The organism is Colwellia sp. F1 (genome assembly GCF_056238625.1).
This window is the reverse complement of sequence record NZ_JBWDLI010000025.1, coordinates 1-18,211: the sequence shown is the minus strand read 5'-3', so window position 1 is coordinate 18,211 and position 18,211 is coordinate 1. Positions and strand designations below refer to the sequence as shown.

At 37.9% G+C, this 18,211-nt stretch carries 12 protein-coding genes and 4 pseudogenes; 11 read left to right on the top strand and 5 right to left on the bottom strand.

Annotated elements, in window-relative coordinates:
• Positions 1–946: IS66 family transposase (gene tnpC, locus AC0UA9_RS16350; protein ID WP_475661669.1), on the bottom strand; the 946-nt coding region annotated here is incomplete at its 3' end.
• A gap of 196 nt (positions 947–1,142) precedes the next feature.
• Between tnpC and AC0UA9_RS16345 the strand changes: the two genes are divergently transcribed.
• From AC0UA9_RS16345 to AC0UA9_RS16325, 5 genes are all read left to right on the top strand, one after another.
• Positions 1,143–3,488, top strand: a complete 2,346-nt coding sequence (locus AC0UA9_RS16345; RefSeq protein WP_475661667.1) for an agarase — start codon at positions 1,143–1,145, stop codon at positions 3,486–3,488.
• An 84-nt stretch (positions 3,489–3,572) separates the two neighbouring features.
• On the top strand, positions 3,573–5,888 hold the full coding sequence (locus AC0UA9_RS16340) for an agarase (protein ID WP_475661665.1): 2,316 nt from the start codon (positions 3,573–3,575) through the stop codon (positions 5,886–5,888).
• Positions 5,878–6,873: an SMP-30/gluconolactonase/LRE family protein gene (locus AC0UA9_RS16335; RefSeq protein ID WP_475661663.1), complete on the top strand. Its 996-nt coding sequence runs from the start codon at positions 5,878–5,880 to the stop codon at positions 6,871–6,873. Before AC0UA9_RS16340 ends, AC0UA9_RS16335 begins: the two co-directional genes overlap by 11 nt.
• A 75-nt stretch (positions 6,874–6,948) precedes the next feature.
• Positions 6,949–8,910 (top strand): CRTAC1 family protein, encoded by a 1,962-nt coding sequence (locus tag AC0UA9_RS16330; RefSeq protein ID WP_475661662.1) that lies wholly within the window; start codon positions 6,949–6,951, stop codon positions 8,908–8,910.
• Between the two features lie 68 nt (positions 8,911–8,978).
• Positions 8,979–9,506 (top strand): DUF3750 domain-containing protein, encoded by a 528-nt coding sequence (locus tag AC0UA9_RS16325; protein ID WP_475661673.1) that lies wholly within the window; start codon positions 8,979–8,981, stop codon positions 9,504–9,506.
• Between the two features lie 128 nt (positions 9,507–9,634).
• Here AC0UA9_RS16325 and AC0UA9_RS16320 read toward each other — a convergent pair.
• Positions 9,635–9,757: pseudogene (locus tag AC0UA9_RS16320) on the bottom strand (transposase); the annotation flags it as partial.
• Positions 9,758–9,839: 82 nt separating this feature from the next.
• Here AC0UA9_RS16320 and tnpA point away from each other — a divergent pair.
• From tnpA to AC0UA9_RS16295, 5 genes and pseudogenes are all read left to right on the top strand, one after another.
• Complete coding sequence (gene tnpA / locus AC0UA9_RS16315; RefSeq protein WP_475661660.1) at positions 9,840–10,145, top strand: IS66 family insertion sequence element accessory protein TnpA; 306 nt, start codon at positions 9,840–9,842, stop codon at positions 10,143–10,145.
• Positions 10,142–10,492, top strand: a pseudogene (gene tnpB, locus AC0UA9_RS16310) (IS66 family insertion sequence element accessory protein TnpB). The gene tnpA and the pseudogene tnpB overlap by 4 nt, the downstream one beginning before the upstream one ends.
• Before the next feature lie 86 nt (positions 10,493–10,578).
• Entirely contained in the window at positions 10,579–10,752 is a 174-nt protein-coding gene (locus AC0UA9_RS16305; RefSeq protein ID WP_475661658.1) for a hypothetical protein, read from the top strand.
• Between the two features lie 29 nt (positions 10,753–10,781).
• Positions 10,782–11,252, top strand: a pseudogene (locus AC0UA9_RS16300) (IS66 family transposase); the annotation flags it as partial.
• A 298-nt stretch (positions 11,253–11,550) separates the two neighbouring features.
• Positions 11,551–11,781 carry an SMP-30/gluconolactonase/LRE family protein gene (locus AC0UA9_RS16295; protein WP_475661671.1) on the top strand — a complete coding sequence of 77 codons (231 nt, stop codon included), beginning with the start codon at positions 11,551–11,553 and terminating at the stop codon, positions 11,779–11,781.
• Positions 11,782–11,850: 69 nt separating this feature from the next.
• Here AC0UA9_RS16295 and AC0UA9_RS16290 read toward each other — a convergent pair whose 3' ends face one another.
• Together AC0UA9_RS16290 and AC0UA9_RS16285 are read right to left on the bottom strand one after the other, a co-directional pair.
• Positions 11,851–12,819: a 2-dehydro-3-deoxygalactonokinase gene (locus tag AC0UA9_RS16290; protein WP_475661654.1), complete on the bottom strand. Its 969-nt coding sequence runs from the start codon at positions 12,817–12,819 to the stop codon at positions 11,851–11,853.
• A 65-nt stretch (positions 12,820–12,884) separates the two neighbouring features.
• Positions 12,885–13,547 (bottom strand): GntR family transcriptional regulator, encoded by a 663-nt coding sequence (locus tag AC0UA9_RS16285; protein ID WP_475661650.1) that lies wholly within the window; start codon positions 13,545–13,547, stop codon positions 12,885–12,887.
• A 256-nt stretch (positions 13,548–13,803) separates the two neighbouring features.
• Between AC0UA9_RS16285 and AC0UA9_RS16280 the strand changes: the two genes are divergently transcribed.
• Positions 13,804–16,635 (top strand): TonB-dependent receptor, encoded by a 2,832-nt coding sequence (locus AC0UA9_RS16280; protein WP_475661648.1) that lies wholly within the window; start codon positions 13,804–13,806, stop codon positions 16,633–16,635.
• A 789-nt stretch (positions 16,636–17,424) separates the two neighbouring features.
• Here the strand turns inward: AC0UA9_RS16280 and AC0UA9_RS16275 are convergent.
• Positions 17,425–17,894, bottom strand: a pseudogene (locus AC0UA9_RS16275) (transposase); the annotation flags it as partial.
• Between the last annotated feature and the right edge of the window lie 317 nt (positions 17,895–18,211).

The following is an 18,211-nucleotide window of genomic DNA, read 5'->3' as shown; positions in this document are numbered from 1 at the left end:
TTTCTTGACGCAATTGATACCGCGCTTGGGGGGATAGCTTTTTGTTTTTCGCTTGGGTTTCCAGTTTATATAATTGGCTAATAAAACTGATGGCTTTATGGGCTCGGCCTTTGTTTTTAGATTCTGCCTTTAAAGCTTCGTCGTATTTACGTCTGGCGTGTGCCCAACAACCCACAGGGATAATGCCTTCAATACCGTCATAAACACGATAACCATCACATTGTAAATAGCCTTGATAACCCGCGAGAAATGCTTCTGCGCAAGCGCGGCTGCGACCTGCTTGGTAGTCGTAAATAACCACTGGCTCATCGCTGGTTTCATTGCTGCGATAAACCCACATGTAGGAATTGCTGCTAGGGTTATCACCTTCATCTAACACCTGTGTACGGGTTTCATCAGCACACAAACTATGCTCACCAAGCAAGTGACGCTGCATGGCAGCCACTAAAGGCTTGATAAGCAGACCCGCTTTAATGCACCAATTAGCTAACGTTCCTCGTGATAGCTCAAGACCGCCACGACCCAGTATGTCAACTAAACGATAAAGCGGTAAGGCATCACAGTATTTGCCCGTAACAACCGCCGCTAACGCTTCTGGACTCGCAATGCTGCCAGGAATAGGCTGCTTGGGTTTAGGTGCGGTGATTATTTTACTGGTCAGTTGTTCGTGCTCGCAATGTCTGCAAGCATATTTAAATTGCTTGTGCTTAATGACACTCACTTTCGCCGGAATAATTTTGACTTGCTCGCTGTCTTCGCTACCGCAATGGTGTAGTTGTTCACCACAGCATGGGCAATCAAGTACCGTTAACCTGTGCTCAACTGCTTCGCGCTCAAAATGCGCCGCTAATGTTTGTTTACCTTTTTTATGATGTTTAGGCGGCGCTGTGGATTGATGCTGCTCAAAGATGGCTTGCCAGTGTTTTATTTTTTGCTGTTTTTTCATCATTACCTCCGATTAATATGCTGAGGTAATTATGCATAGATACCATTAACATTGGTATGTGGGGCTAATTACGCGCTTACGCTCAATCTTTAATTTATCAGTAATTCGTCCTATTTAATTAATATAAGTGTTGATAGTTAATTGTTTACAATATAGTCTTGATATTAATTTTTATTTTAAATTATAAGGAAGAGTAATGAACCGCAATAATTTACCAAAGCTTGCGATAGCTTTAATTATGCCGCTGATTGTGTCAGCGTGTAATGCAAATAGTGGCGCAGACACACCAAAAAGTAGCATCTCTCAAGAGCAGAGTCAGGATGCTTTTGACAAGGAAACACTATTAACAACGTTAGTCTCTTTTGATTCAGAGAAACAACGTAATTGGTTACAGCCAACATCAACTGAAATTAGTATTAATGATAATTCAAAGGTTGATATTAAATTCTTAGCTAATACCAACAAATCTATTTTACGCATAGAACCTAGCTCACCATGGAACTTAAATGAATTACCAGACTATAATTTAGCCTTTGATGTGAAAAATGTTCAATCTAAATCGGTACATTTTTACCTTTCAGTAGAAAATGAACAGGGTCAGTATCAAAGTCGTTCAGTAAGTATTCCAGGCAATTATGAAGGAACTATTTATTTTCCTCTAACTGGCCAACAAGCAGAGACTGAAGCTGGTTTTTGGGGAGATGCGCTACCATGGAAAACTGATGATGTATTAATGGTATGGCGTTCATGGCGTGCTAGTAACGTGAACTTAGATACTATTGCCGCACTTAATTTTTTCACCCTTGGCCTACTCGAAGATAAGGAAGTTGAAATTAGTGCTATTCGTATTAGACAAAACCCAGCGTTTGATCCAACTTGGCAAGTTAATATACTCGATAAGTTTGGACAAAATGCAAAAATTGATACCCCCCTTAAAGTCTCGTCTGTGGAAGAGCTAAAAAAAGTTAGTAATGAAGAATTACAGCAACTTGCTAAAAGTAAAGGTATGGATAACCGCTCTAAATACGGCGGCTACACTGCAGGCCCTAAACTTAAAGCTACAGGGTATTTTAGAACTGAAAAAGTTGATGGTAAATGGTGGATGGTTGACCCTCAAGGTTACGTTTTCTTCTCGCATGGACCTGCAAATGTTCGAATGGCAAACTTATCAACGTTAACAGGTGTTGATTATGCTGATGATTCAATTCGCATTCGTCATGCTGATGAATTAGTACCTGAAGACTCTATGGGAAGTGTTAGTATTCCTGCAAAAATTAAAGAGACACATTTCATTCAATCAGACTTAAGAAATCAGATGTTTGAATGGCTACCTGATTACAGCGACCCTTTAGCAAAACATTATAGTTACCGTCGTTCAACTCACAAAGGTGCTATTCCGCATGGTGAAACATACAGTTTTTATCAAGCTAATTTAGAGCGTAAATATGGTGAAGGGTCAATGGAGCCTGCCGTGAATAAATGGCACGAAGTCACCATTGAACGCATGAAAGATTGGGGTTTTACTTCTTTTGGTAACTGGGTTGATCCTGCTTTTTATAAAGTAAAACAAGTTCCTTACTTTGCTAATGGTTGGATCATCGGAGACTTTAAAACCTTATCAGGTAAAGTTAACCATTGGGGCTTAATGCCAGACCCTTATGACCCTGTTTTTGCAGAGCGTGCTAAAGCAACAATAGATGAAGTTGCTAATAAAGTTAAAGCATCGCCATGGTGTGCTGGTATTTTTATCGACAACGAAAAAAGTTGGGGTGAAAGAGAAGGCTCTGTAGAAGAAAGGTATGGTTTAATTTTAGACGCATTGTCTAAAGATGCTAAACAAAGCCCCGCAAAAAATGCTTTTAGTGCGCATATCAAGAAAAAATATAAAGATATTGCCGTACTAAATAAAACTTGGGGTACCAATTTCACTTCTTGGGCTCAAGTATCAAAAGGTATTACTTTTGAAGAACATAATGAGGCATTAGTTGCTGATTTATCTAGCATGTTAGAAATGCTTGGTGAGCAATACTTTATTGTTGTTCACAATACCCTAGAAAAAGTACTGCCAAACCACCTTTATATGGGGGCACGTATGGCTAACTGGGGTATGCCAGATGAAATCATTAAAGCATCGATTAAATATTCAGATGTGCTAAGTTTCAATATTTATGAAGAAGGTGTACAAGCGCATTATTGGGACTTCTTAGAAGAAGTTGATTTACCGGTTGTTATTGGTGAATTTCATATAGGAAGTTCACCAGATTCAGGCTTATATAACCCTGGTATTGTTCATGCCAGTGGCCAAACAGATCGTGCCAACAAATACAAAGCCTATATGGAAAGTGTACTCAATAAACCGTATATGGTTGGCGCACATTGGTTTCAATATGTTGATGAACCCATAACAGGTAGAGCGTTTGATGGTGAAAATGCCAATATTGGATTTGTTACCGTGACCGATATTCCTTACCCTGAATTGGTGAGTGCAGTAAAAGACGTTACTTCAACTATGTACCAGAATCGATTAACCGATAAAAAATAGAATCAATTCTTAGTAAAAACAAAAGGTGGTGTTAGCCATCTCTTGTTTACAGAATAAGGTCTCAACGCAAGGAATAATAGCTACATGAAACTTCCCCTTTTAAAATTAGCAACCGTAATGAGTAGTGTATTATTGTTAGCAAGTTGTAGTGATACTTCCAAGGCTAATAATAATTCAATTGCTATGAATAACGATAAATTAGCAGCTACAGCCACTATTTATGATTTTGATAAAAACGGTTGGCAAAAATCAGTTAACCTAATCAATGCTACCAGTAGTTTAGTTAACGATGGCGTACTAAAAGTAACCTTTTTAGGAAAAAATCATCACGAATCAGTATTGGAATTTAACGCTGATCAACCGTGGAATTGGAGCCAATTTGGCGATTTTGGCATCGGCCTTGATATAGGGAATTTACTCGACTCTTCAGCGCATGTGTATGTGTCTGTGAAAGACAGTAAAGGCGCTTCTCACAACCGAAGCTTTGCCGTACCTGCCAATTCAGACAAAAGTTATGTTATTGAACTTGCAGGCATTGATTTACAAAAAGAAACTGGCATTCGCAGTAATCCTTTTAGTTGGCACAGCAAATACACTCCCATTATTTGGCGGTATGGCAATAAAAATATCGACCTAACGCAAGTTAAAAGTCTTTCATTTAAAATTATTGGTGTACCAGAAGATAAAACACTGACCTTTGATAACATCAAGCTGGTAAAGCCTGAAAGTATAAATAATCAATATTTAGTTGGGCTAGTCGATAAATTCGGCCAAAGTACCAAAATAGACTTTGTTAATAAAGTCGCCAGTCTCGATGAGTTGATTTCAATCTCGGAGGCAGAACAAAAAACACTATCGAACAACCCCCTTGAAGGGCGTAGTAAATATAACGGTTGGAAAGAGGGGCCTCAATTGGCTGCCACAGGTTTTTATCGTGTTGAAAAGTACCAAGGAAAATGGACTTTAGTTGATCCTCAAGGCTATTTATTTTTCTCAAATGGCATTGCGAATATTCGAATGGCTAATACCTCAACTATCACAGGGTACGATTTTGATGAGAATTTAATTAAGCAAAGAGAACCTGGAGACTTAACACCTGAAGACTCCATAGGTTTAAATAGAGCGCCTGAATCTGCCTGGTCAACACGCAAAACAAGCTCAGCTTTACGCGCAGATATGTTTACTTGGTTACCAAAATACGGTGATCCGATGGCAGAGCACTTTGGTTACCGACGAGAAGTACACACAGGGGTTATTGAACAAGGTGAAACCTACAGTTTTTATCAAGCAAACTTAGCAAGAAAATATCAAACTAATAACTTAAACGTTATTGATCAAAAGTGGCGAGAAACAACCGTTAAGCGTATGCAAACATGGGGCTTTACCTCATTTGGCAATTGGGTTGATCCAAACTATTACGATAAGGCGAACTACCCTTATTTTGCAAACGGCTGGATTATTGGCAATTATAACACTGTTAGTAGTGGCAACGATTATTGGTCACCGTTACCAGATCCCTTTGATCCAACATTTAAAGAACGTGCTGATGCCACCGTTAAACAAGTCTCACTCGAAGTGAAAAATAGCCCGTGGTGTGTCGGGGTATTTATCGACAATGAAAAGAGCTGGGGACAAATGGGCAGTATTAGTAGCCAATATGGGGTCGCTATAAGCGCGTTAAAATTAAATGCTAGCCAGAGCCCTGCAAAAGCACATTTTAGTCAGTTACTGCACAAGAAGTATAAAGACATACATATGTTAAATGCTGCTTGGAATACTGATATCAAATCTTGGGTAGCACTCGATGAAGGCGTTGAGTTAACAGATTATAACGATAAAGTCGTGGACGATTTATCAACATTTTTATATGACTTCGGTAAGCAGTATTTTGTTGTTGTTAATGAAGCAATGAATACCTATATGCCGAATCATTTGTATATGGGGGTACGCTTTGCCGACTGGGGCATGACCCCTGAATTACGCAAAGCTGCTGCTGAGGTGGTTGATGTTGTTAGCTATAACTATTACAAGGAAGTGATAAAGGATGATTTTTGGCGCTTTTTAAAAGACATTGATCGTCCGAGCATTATCGGTGAGTTTCATAATGGCGCGTTAGATTCTGGCTTGTTAAATCCAGGGCTTATTCACGCAGCTAACCAAGAGGATCGCGGTAAAAAGTATGCCGAATATGTTAATAGCGCTATCGACAACCCTTATTTTGTCGGCACTCATTGGTTCCAGTACATCGATTCACCATTAACAGGAAGGGCACTTGATGGAGAAAACTACAATGTAGGTTTTGTTTCGGTGACAGATATTCCCTATCAGCCGCTTGTTGATGCAGCGAAAGAAGTGAACAAAAATATTTATAAAAGAAGGTTTAGTACTCATGAAAAGTAATGTTTTATCCGTACTGATAACCGTGATTATTGGCGTACTTTTACAAGCATGTTCATCTGGTGGAGCAAGCACTAAAGCACAATGGCCACAACAGCAGGGTATTTTCACCTTATATAGTGAAAAAGCATTACAATTGCTCGATACAAGCGCAGAGTTAAAATCGCTAGCTACAGGTTTTGAATGGGTTGAAGGACCCGTTTGGGTAAAAGAGGGCGGTTATGTGTTGTTCTCTGATATTCCTAATAATCGAGTTTATCGTTATGACGATATCAACGGATTACAAACTTATTTAGCAAACAGCGGTTTTTCTAATGGTCTAAGGCTAAACCAACAAAATGAATTGTACTTAATGCAATCAAGAAGTCGGCAGGTCTCGAAAATGAAAAGCTCATTAACAAAGCCAATCGACAATTACCAAGTATTAGCAAGTCATTACCAAGGAAAAAAGTTGAATAGCCCAAATGACTCTGCCATGCACAATATGGGAGATTTATTTTTTACCGACCCTCCCTATGGTTTACCTAAACAATTAGACGATCTAGCAAAAGAGTTAGATTTTCAAGGGGTATATCGTTTATCTAAAAATGGCAATTTGACACTTATTGATAAAACACTCACTTTTCCCAATGGCATTGCTTTATCGCCGGATAACAAATGGCTCTATGTTGCCGTATCTGATGAAGAAAATCCTGCGTGGTATCGTTATCGTTTAGATAAAAATGGCAAGGTATTATCGAAAGAACTTTTTCATAAACCAAAAGTAAATGCTGAAGGTGAAATTGGCGCGCCTGATGGCTTAAAAGTACACAGTTCTGGTTGGGTATTTGCTACGGGCGCTGGTGGTGTTTGGGTGTTTGATGAAGATAAAACCTTGCTTGCCCGTATTAATATGCCGGGATTTACGGCAAACCTTACGTTCGACGAACACGAAAAAACACTTTATTTAACCGCTCATAATGAACTGCGTAGTTTGATTTTAAAATAATGGAAAATGTATTTCTTATTCTTTTATCTCACTACTCTATCACTAACCAATCACTACACCTTTAAGGAATTATTTATGAAAACAAAGGCACTTTCTTTAGTTTCTTTTGTTGCATTTGTTGCTTTACCTGCTTGTCAGTCAATTATAAGTGATAATAATCAAACTGGCGCAGAAGCCAATGCTCAAGCATTAAATACGGATATTATTTTTAATGATGTCTCTGACACAGTAGGGCTCATTTCAGAGCCTGCATGGAAATACGGCGGCCCTTCAGTTTCTGATATTAATAACGACGGACACTATGACTTTCTGTTAACCAATCATGATACAACCCCGATTCGTCTATTTATGGCTAATGGCGATAATACTTATAGTCGTACTCCAGATATCTTTAATAAGGCTGATTTACATGGTATTTCAGCAGGAGATTATGACTTAGACGGTGATAATGATGTGCTTATTTCATTAGGTGGTGGTAACGGTAAAAAACCTCAACCACAACGATTATTACGCAATGATAACGGTGTATTTGTCGATGCTACAGTAGAAGCTGGAATCTCTGAAATGGGCGCTAGAGGGCGTTCAGTTCGTTGGGTAGATTTAGATAATGATGGCGATTTAGATTTTTTACAAATTAATGCGGCAAAAGTAGTGAATGAAGAAGCGCCTCGCAATATCTTATTTGAAAATAATGGTGATGGCACTTTTACTTACCGTAAAAATGCAAGTTTTGAAAATATCGATGCTGAACGCTTATTAATTACCGACATTAATAACGACCATATTGCCGATATGATTGCTTTTACCACATATTCAGAGGCGAGTGTTTGGTTAGGAAATAACGACTTTACCTTTAACAACGTAACTGAACAATACTTTCCAAAAGGATCTGATAACTATAAAAGTGTTATTTCTGCCGCTCAAGCTGACATTGATAATGATGGTGATTTAGATTATTACTTTGCCCGAGGAAAACTACACTACACCCTTGCTAACAATAGTGTTTCTTTTAACGAAGCAACAGGGCGCTTAGATCTTCGTGATGAAGGTAATAAAAGTCATGATGGTATTACCCTACATGCTGAAGGTGCTATTGAACTATCTGACTTTTATCATTTTCCGCGAGCACGTCGTTTAAAGAATATGCCGGTATTTTTAGGGACATCAAAAACAGAAATTGCAACACCTGTTGATTCGGTGACGGTAACAAAAGAGCAAGCCATGGGCTTTCCTAAATCAGTTGATAAAACGGGTTGGTATTTAGGTTATACCTCAGAAAACAACTGGCGTTTAGAATGGCTGTTGACTGATAACGTAGCGTGGGATGTTCGAGCCTCTATCAAAGGGCTATCAAGTTACACAGCTGACTGGATACCACAAAATAGAAATATTCAAGATGTATTGCTACGAAATGATGGTGATAAATTTACCGATATCTCTCATGTTTTACCACAAGAAACAGATCATAATAATTGGGGCGTAACGCCAGGCGATTTTAATAATGACGGTTTTAATGACTTTTTTGTTTATCGCTTTGGTGAACTGAAAGAGCGTATTGCTGATGTGATGCTAATTAATAATGGTGATGAAACGTTTACAACTAAAATAATGAACAATGCAACGTCTGAACTTGGCCAAGACTCCCATGGTGATATGGGTACTGCGTTTGATTATAATTTAGATGGAAAAATTGACCTGTTAAGTGGTGATGACGATAACGGTTTATGGCATTTATATCAAAATAATACCGAGATGTTAGGTAACAATTATTTGCTTACACGCATTGGTTATTCACCTAAAGGCGTTGATTCGATGGGCGCTAAAGTCACAGTTACCACGAATACAGCGACACAAACCAAGTTAGTTGGCTCTACCAGTGCATCTCACTCCCAAAGTGTGTTAAACATTGCGCATTTTGGTCTTGCAAAAGAGCAAACTGTTAAAGCAGTGAAGGTAAGATGGCGAGATGGTAGTGAAATTACGCTTAATGATATTAAAAGTAATTCGTTACAAATGATAGGAGCCTTAAAACCCTAATAAGCTAAAAACTTGTGATAGTATTGCTGTGTTGTTGCTTAATTTCAAAAACGATTCTCGATACTATGATGAAAAATTTTGTACTTATTTGTGTAGTTTTACTGATTAATGCCTGTACTCAAACTAATTGGCGTACAGCAAGCCGTGAACCTGCAGGTATTGCAAGCCAACCCAGTGAAGATACTCGAGCAATTATCGATTTTTATGCTGCTGACGCCTTTAGTTGGCGAGGTTGGTTTGCCGTTCACCCTTGGATCGCGATAAAAGAACATAATGCGACTGAATATAGCGTTTACGAAGTAACTGGCTGGCAAGTAAAACGAGGGCTACCTGCAATCAGGCAGCACACTACTACAACACCAGATAGGTACTGGTTTGGCTCAAAACCAGAATTGTTTTTGTCAATAAAAGGGGATAAAGCGGTTAAGCTCATCCCCAAAATACAAGCAGCTATCACAAAATACCCTTATATCAACGAATATAGTGTTTTTCCTGGCCCAAACAGCAATACCTTTGTTGCTTGGATAGGAAATCAAGTGCCAGAACTCGGTTTAGTCATGCCCTTTAGCGCCATTGGTAGTGGCTACGGTGATTAATACATAAAGCACAAAACAATATATGTGAAAGTGTTGAAGTTAATTAACCCCAAATCTGTTTAAGCAACAACCATAGAGTTAAGCTCTATATCACTGATATTAAGGGATGGCTTATCTCCATATCATTTACCGGGCAAATTCTCTGCTAACTCAGTAACTGGTTGAGTATCATGAACATTTCCAGTAGTCACTTTAGCCGCCACTATTTCACCTAAGTGGTTTACCACTAAATGGAGTTTGAAGGCATAGAACCGTAAGCGTCGCCTAAACCACACCTACCAATAACGTTTGCTAATTATTATCCTTTCTCCAAATTTAAATAAGAGAAAATCAATGCAAATAAGTACCCAACAGAAATGGTTAGCCATTATTCAACAACAAGCTCAAAGCACCTTAACCATTAAGCAACGTTGTCTTCAACAAAAAATATCACAATCAACTTTTTACCAACGCAAAAGTGAATTAGCTTCATTAGTTAAAGATGAGCATACCTTTATCAAAGCCAGCATCACTAAAACGGTAGAAGTCGCCACACAAGTCAAACCAACACGATTAACGATTGGTAAAGTTGAGTTGGTTTTTTCTTCACAAACATCCTCTACCTATTTAGCTGCATTAATCAATGATCTGCGTTTATGAACATGTTCACCCACGCTCCTGATGTTTTTCTGTATCGTGATTTTGTCGATTTTAGAAAATCCATTAATGGTCTATCTGCGATTGTTGAACAACAAATGCACTTATCGCCGTTAACCGGTAGTGTTTTCGTTTTTTGCAATAAAGGGCGAGATAGGCTGAAAGTTCTATATTGAGATAAAACAGGCTTTGCCTTGTGGTACAAGCGACTTGAAAAAGACAAGTTTAAATGGTCAACTAAGCTTAACGCTAACTCACTTAATTTGTCAGAGCAACAATTGCATTGGCTCTTTGACGGCTTTGATGTGCTTGGTCATCAAGCGAATAATTATGAATCCGTTGCCTTATAACGTGAGATCATAACCAGCTTTTATTGATCACGAATTAGTCTAAACAATACCAAGTACTTACCCAAAAGTTTTGGTAAAATAACAGCATGACTATTCATCAAAGCCACTTACCAACCGATGCTAAAGCACTACAAGAAATGGTGCTTTCACTTCAGTCACAAGTTAAAAATCTTATGGCAGAAAAACAGCTGCTAATAGAGCAGTTTCGCCTTGCGCAGCAGCAACGTTTTGGCGCGAGTAGTGAAGCACATCCAGCCTAAGGTGATTTATTTAACGAAGCTGAAGTCTGATAGAAACAAGCCTCAAAGATAAAACGGAACACGAAAAATACCAATTACGTCTGGAAAAAGCCAAGCCACTATTGGCGAAGTTTGAACAGTGGTTGAATAAAGCGAATGTGGTGCCAAAATCGGCTTTAGGTAAAGCTACCGGTTATTGTCAAAACCAATGGCCTAAACTTATTCGCTATCTTGAAGACGGTCACTTGAGTATTGACAATAACCGCGCAGAAAGTACAATAAAACCGTTTTTTATTGGTAGAAAAAACTGATTATTCGCCAATACAGCTAATGGCGCAAAAGCCAGTGCGATGCTGTACTCAATAATTGAAACAGCTAAAGCCAACGGCTTAACCCCGTTTGATTATATCGAACATTGTCTTGAAGCACTGAGTAAGCATGATTGTGATGTTGAACAGCTATTACCTTGGCGTGTAAAGCTTGAATACGCTAGCATGGCAGAAAATCAAACAACAGTGTGATCAAGTGTTGGAATACAGGGGGAAGTCATCCGTGATCAACATTCCCTGTTTCATTCATCCCTTAGCAGCATTGTGCTACCTTGCTTAATCCCTGAAGCGTCCATAACATGCCATCCTGACCTGTGTTGTTAACAACAATTTAAGCATAGAATAAAAAATGCTCATTTCAATTATTGTTCAATAAAAAATTTAGGTGTGGTTTAACCGACGCTTACGAAGAAAACTCTGCTTGGTATCGGTATAAACTAGATGCTAAGGGAGACGTTTTATCAAAAGAATTATTTTATTAACCTAGTACATAGAGCAGGGCGGTGAAGCTGAAATTGGTGCTCCAGATGGTTTAAAAGTTCACAGTTCGGGCTGGATCTTTGCAACAGGTCCGGGTGGAGTATGGGTGTTTGATGCAGATAAAACTTTACTTGCTAAAATTCATATGCCTGGATTCACCGCTAACATAGCTTTTGATGATACTGAAAAAACAATTTACTTAACGGCGCATAAGGAATTACGCGCTATTGATTTGAAGTAGTCGTAGAACTATTAGCTCTTTATATAAAAAACCCATCAAGTATTGTTGATGTTATATACCCACCACAGCTCAAGATGCAGATAGGTTGTGTGTTGTGGCATTTATAAGGCTTTTTAGCTTTATCATTCCTGTTAAAAAGCATTCGTCATCATTTACGTATGTTGCGGATATGCTTAATACTTCACAAGCGAGCTGATATTTATTACAAAGCTTAGGACTACCAATTAAATAAACCGGTTTTTTTTCAATAAATTGAAGTTCGTTTCCTATTAATAACCCAGATAAATAGCTTTCAACATGCTCCTCTTTAATAGTACTAAATAATTTGTGAGTTCTTACCTGAAATAATACACGAGTCAACTGTGTTGCTTGGCTTTCTTGAACCCCTAACTTAAATGTACTATTGTTAAATACCTGTTCCGGTAGATCTTTACCTAAGATGGTATATTGACTAATAACAGAAAATAATTCTCCTGTCATAAATGATGCCACTTTACTAATTTCATCACCTATGATATTAACGTGTTTGCTGTGTGTACCAGGTAAAATAACGCTATAATTGTTAATTTTATTTGAGTTGCTTTTTTTATAATTATTTTTATCAATTAGACCAAAAACTTGTACTTCTTCACCGCGCATAACATCATTGCTATTATTGTTATGGTGTAATATACCAGGAATAATGGTGGCAGACGCTAACCATGGTAATTTGAAATGAAAACTAGCATTACTTAATGCCTCTTGACTAACGGGTGTTTCGATATAATTAACGCAATGCCAACCATTTGCAGAGCCAACCATACCTGCCATAAAAATAGGTAATGTTTGATAACTGGGTATCCAACTTGACAAAATTATTTGCAGCGTGTTGGCAAAATCCCCATCTTCTACTTTTAATAGCCCCATTGGAGAGGCTATTTTTTTACGTAAATTATCCTTAGCATCCATTAAAAAGATACGAAGGTTACTGGTACCCCAGTCTATAATTATATAATCGGTATTACCGGTATTACTGGTATTCGTTGTATTTACATTCATTTTTATTTACTTAATTTTAATAGCGAAAGAAAAAATAATGACTTAAATATTCAAATTTTATGGAGTTAAGAGTGTCTAGACCAATATTTTCCGCTGTTAGAAATATGCTTCCTTAAAATAGTTAATGATAGTTCAACATTTCTACTCTCAATGGCTGATATAATAGCACGATGTTCGATTAAGCTTTGCTGCATTCTCGATTCACTAATTTGTAAATTAACATGCATAATTTGCAATATAATTCTGTTTTTTCGCCATAATTCAACTGCGCTTTTATTGTAATGTTGACAATACATTACCCAATGAAAACAAGTATCTAAATCTCGATATGTTCGATGATCACCAGGAGTGATATTGTCCATTTTATCTAATATTTGATGTAGTGATTGTAATTGCTCTTGCGAGTGCTCTAATACAAACCACTCAATTAAGTATGGGTCAAGTAATTGCAAAATTTCAAAAACATCACGCATAGCATTGTGTTCAAATTTGGTAACACGAGCACCACTATTAGGGCTAACAGTAACAAAACCTTCTCCTTGAAGTTGTTTTAGTGCCTCTCTAATAGGGTTAACACTCGTGTTATACATCTTCGATAATTTAGTGGTAACCAACCTGTCACCAGCAACGAAAGTGCCGTTAGCTATGTCTTTAATTATTTGTGTATATATTGAGCTATCATCAAGCAGCAATGGTGAGAATAAATCTTTAGTTTTTACTAAGGTCATGTTTTTAAATACTTTAAGCTATTTTATAAACAAATTCTCTAACAAAAGAGCAACTTTAACAACCATTAACTTCATTTTATCTCTAATTAAACCTTAATTATCATTATAATTTACTTTAAGGTACATAGATATAGTTTTTACGTGGTTAATTATTGATTTTTTATGGTTGATCTTCAGCATATTGTGTGCAATATTGTTGTGGATTATTTAATAGATGTATATTAGTTTTCTAATAAACATCAACATAAGGGGATTTATGAAAAACTATAATAAAATATTTAAGCCAAGCAAAATTTCTACAGCCATTGCTGTGGTTGTTTTAAATGTTTCTACACCTTTGTATGCTTTTGAAGATAGTAGTCAAAAGGTCGAAATTATTGAAGTTACAGGTATTCGTGGCTCTTTAGCGAGTGCTGCTAATATCAAACGGGAATCAAATGGTGTTGTTGATGCTATTACAGCAGAAGACATTGGTAAATTTCCAGACACTAACCTTGCTGAATCACTTCAACGTATTACCGGTGTTTCTATAGACCGTGCTAATAACGAAGGAAATCAAGTTTCAGTGCGAGGTTTTGGTCCAACATATAATTTGGTTACATTAAATAACAGGCAAATGCCTACGTCGTCGACTTTACTAGAAAATGGTATTAATCGTAGCTTTAATTTTAGAGAAATAGCTGCTGAAAGTGTGTCTGGCGTCGAGGTATATAAAACAGGTAAAGCACATGTTGCATCAGGTGGGATTGGTGCAACAATCAATGTGCAAACAGAAAAACCATTTAATTACGACGGTTTTAAAGCCGTAGCGACTGTTAAAGGTGTTATTGATACCAGTGTAGATAAAGGTGATAGTGTGACCCCTGAGTTGTCTGGCATGATCAGTAATAGGTTTTGGGATGATAAATTTGGTGTTTTACTTACGCTATCTCATGCTGAACGTGACAGTCATAAAGAAAGAGTTGGTTCACAAGGTTGGATTCCTGAACGTGGATCAAATGTAAATAAAAGTGGTATAGATTATTCTTTAAATCCAAATGGAACGCATTGGGCGCCATTGACTATAGATGCTGATAATCATGATTACGAACGTGAAAGACAAAATGGACAATTGGTACTTCAATATGCCCCTACGGATACGTTAACAGCAACAGTTGACTACACGATGTCTCGTTTTAAAGAAATCAACAACATGACTAGGACTAGTTTCTGGCTTGATGGCGATACGGGTGGTGATGCGGATGCGAATGGTACCGTAACTAACCCATTTAGAAATGATGATGAATTAAATTTTTGGGGTTTTCACTTTCTTAATGAAACAGAGAATGATTCAATTGGTTTAAATTTAGAGTGGATTGCCTCTGATTCCTTGAGCTTTAATTTTGATTACCATGATTCAACATCCCATTCTCAACCAGATGGGCAAAATTCAGAATATATTATTAATTTGAAAAACCCACGCGTTAACGATACAAATAACGATGGGGTACCTGATAGGGGCGGTGTTGATGTGGGGTATATAACTGACCCTGATGGTCGCCCTAATGTATTTTTTGATGCAGCGGATTTACCCGGTCAAGACCCGTTTGCTAAAGAGAACATAGAATTTGATTTATTTCAGAACCGTGGTTTAGAAATTGAAAATAATATTAAGCAATTTCAACTAGAAGGTGAGTGGGTTAATAACAGTGATGGTGCACTAGCAAAAATCAACTTTGGCGTGATGAATACTGATTATCAAATTGATACCAAAAGTAGACGTACAATTGCATTTGTACCTGTAGATATATCTACTTTAGATATTAACTTTAGATCCAGTGAGGGATTTGGTAGTGAGATTGGAGGTAATCAAAATTTATTTCCGTTGCTTGCCGATTTTAGTGCCCTTGAAGCGCTTGATTTAGTAAAGGAACAAGGTTACTTTTTTGAAGAAGAGCCTACATTTAACGCCGTTCAGGAAGAAACTTTCTCGGCTTTTGTTGCCCTTGATTTTATAGGGGAATTCAATGATATACCATACACATTAAATGTTGGTGTACGCTGGGAAGATACTGATGTTACGGCAGTTTCACTGCAACGTGAAATTACAGCATTAAACTATGTAAATACTGCTGGTAGGTTTGGCGAGGTATTTACACCGGAGCTCAACAGTGTAAGTCTTAAAGGTGGTTATACTCGATTATTGCCTAATCTTGATTTTAGTCTAGAACTTACCGATGAAATAATTACAAGACTTTCTTATAGTACGACATTAAGTCGTCCAGATATATCGTCTTTGTTTCCATCAACAACTATCGATGCACGCCCAACAGGTCCTTATAGTGCGTCTATAGGTAACCCAAATTTAAAACCATTAGAATCGCAGAATCTCGATTTAAGCTTTGAATGGTATTACGATGAAGGAAGTTATGCATCTATTGGCTTTTTCACTAAGTATGTAGAGAACTTTATTGGTGTTACTACTCGTGAAGGGACAATGCCTGACGTTAATGGTAATCCGTTAACTGACCCAAGTATTAATCCTCGTATTGGCTGCCCTGATGAAGTCGTTGGTGGTAATCCTGCTTGTTTCTCTACCCAAGATGATCCAGCCATTAACTTTCAAATTGCCACGCCAGGTAATTTAGATGATGCTAAGGTTGATGGGTGGGAAGTCAACTTACAACATATGTTTGGTGACACCGGCTTTGGATTTGTCGCTAACTATACCGCTGTTGATGGTGATGTAAAATATGATGTCTATGATGTTGATAATACTTTTGCATTAACAGGCTTGAGTGATTCTGCAAACTTAATTGGTTTTTATGAAAATAATGGATTTCAAATCAGACTTGCCTATAACTGGCGAGATGATTTCTTATTAGCTTTATTTCAACCACAAAGAGCAGGGGAGCCAACATTTGTTGAAGAATATGGGCAATGGGATATTAATGCAAGTTATGAAATTTCTGATGCAGTGTCTATTTTTGTGGAAGGAATAAACATCACTGAAGAAGTAACTAGACAACATGGTCGTTTTAAAGATCAATTGTTAAGTTACGAACAATATGGTGCCCGTTACAATGTGGGGGTCACGGTAAAATTTTAGGCGGTTAGAGAGTGTAACATGTTCCCTAGCATGTTATTTTGAAGTTACTACATTATTGTAGTAACTTCTTTTTTTTTGCCCAGCGAAGCTGGAAAACCCGATAGACTGAAAGAAGCCTAATCACCCTGACTAAGGGGAAGATAATCCGAATCGCAAAGGCGTAGTTGGCTAACGACTGGGTCTGAAGGAAGCGATAGGAAGTTAGAGGTACACAACTAACCGTAACCTGTTTCGGCGGTATTGATGGGTAAGCGTCCAAAATAGCGCAAAACCCGCTTTTCTTTAGGTATAGCAGATTCATTTGAAGGTGGCTTATCTAATAAAGTGCTAACAGGGAGCCAGTGTAGTAACTGGGGAAGCCTGGCATCTAAACTTAATTTGAGTAAGTGGCTTAAATTCAAGAGGAGACTCAAGATTTAGCGTTGGTGTGAGGTGGTAGATGAACCCGTAGTAGTGAGTAAGGCTAGGCCGATGAAAGCCAGTAATGGTGTGGAGGGGAAAACCAAGCCGACTATTAGCAGAGTGTTTGATAGGGTCAATTATAAATCACTAAAAGTCGTGGAATCTATATCGGGTCTACGAGCTGCCTAACAAGGTAAGGTCTCCTTAATTGGCTGAGGGTGAAACCGGAGCTTTCAAGTTAGTTGTCGCATCAAGTTAAATTTTATGCCACCCGCATTTCTTCTTGTTTATCTGGATTTAAATTTACTTCATTGATCATTGTCCAATCTCGAGATTTTCCTGAGCAACGACTTGGGTTCTGTAATTGCGCCATTTCATTTACCTGATGACGTTTCGCTAGTATCGCTTTATCTAATCTTAAATGACGCTGGTTTGGCGTGACAAATTTAATACCGTTGTGCAAGTGCCCATTGTTGTACCAATCTACAAATCCGCTAACCCATTTTCTTGCGTTAGCGATATTTTCAAACGCTTTTTCTGGGTATTCCAGGCGATACTTTAATGTCTTAAATAGCGATTCAGAATAATGATTATCATTACTCACAGACGGTCGGCTAAATGAAGGAACAATACCTAACTCCTGCAATGTTGCCAATAACGTTGCTCCTTTCATTGGACTGCCATTATCCGAGTGCAACGTGACTTGCTCAGGCTTTACCTGCTCTCGTCTGCAAATATTTACCATTAAGTCAGCTGACAGTGTGCTTAGCTGTGTGTCATGAACCTGCAACCAACTATTTTTCGACTATAAATATCCATCACTAAATATAAGTATAAAATTGACCTTTAACCGCTGTTGCTCTAATTCAGTTAGCCTGTTAGGTGGTCGCTTTATCGTACTCGTTCGCTTATCTGTCATATTATCAGCTTCAAGTCTTTTCGGTTCATGTGCTTGACCTTTCTCTGACCCTGTTGGGGTAACTGATGAAAAGTATTTTCACAAAATCTGTTACAGCTGTCTTTCCGCACCCAAAAATATAATAAAATAAGCTTGACGCAGATCGCCATATTTGATCTATTACTTATCTTTGGGTGATGGAAAAATTATGGCGTCGTATTCAACAAAAGGTCTTGATCATTTAGGTTTGGTTGCTGGCATGAACAAAGAGCTTGG

What these genes read in the sequence shown, in the direction of transcription:
- AC0UA9_RS16345 (WP_475661667.1), top strand. Translation starts at nt 1,143, where the DNA reads ATGAACCGCAATAATTTACCAAAGCTTGCGATAGCTTTAATTATGCCG.
- AC0UA9_RS16340 (WP_475661665.1), top strand. Translation starts at nt 3,573, where the DNA reads ATGAAACTTCCCCTTTTAAAATTAGCAACCGTAATGAGTAGTGTATTA.
- AC0UA9_RS16335 (WP_475661663.1), top strand. Translation starts at nt 5,878, where the DNA reads ATGAAAAGTAATGTTTTATCCGTACTGATAACCGTGATTATTGGCGTA.
- AC0UA9_RS16330 (WP_475661662.1), top strand. Translation starts at nt 6,949, where the DNA reads ATGAAAACAAAGGCACTTTCTTTAGTTTCTTTTGTTGCATTTGTTGCT.
- AC0UA9_RS16325 (WP_475661673.1), top strand. Translation starts at nt 8,979, where the DNA reads ATGAAAAATTTTGTACTTATTTGTGTAGTTTTACTGATTAATGCCTGT.
- tnpA (WP_475661660.1), top strand. Translation starts at nt 9,840, where the DNA reads ATGCAAATAAGTACCCAACAGAAATGGTTAGCCATTATTCAACAACAA.
- AC0UA9_RS16305 (WP_475661658.1), top strand. Translation starts at nt 10,579, where the DNA reads ATGACTATTCATCAAAGCCACTTACCAACCGATGCTAAAGCACTACAA.
- AC0UA9_RS16290 (WP_475661654.1), bottom strand. Translation starts at nt 12,819, where the DNA reads ATGAATGTAAATACAACGAATACCAGTAATACCGGTAATACCGATTAT.
- AC0UA9_RS16285 (WP_475661650.1), bottom strand. Translation starts at nt 13,547, where the DNA reads ATGACCTTAGTAAAAACTAAAGATTTATTCTCACCATTGCTGCTTGAT.
- AC0UA9_RS16280 (WP_475661648.1), top strand. Translation starts at nt 13,804, where the DNA reads ATGAAAAACTATAATAAAATATTTAAGCCAAGCAAAATTTCTACAGCC.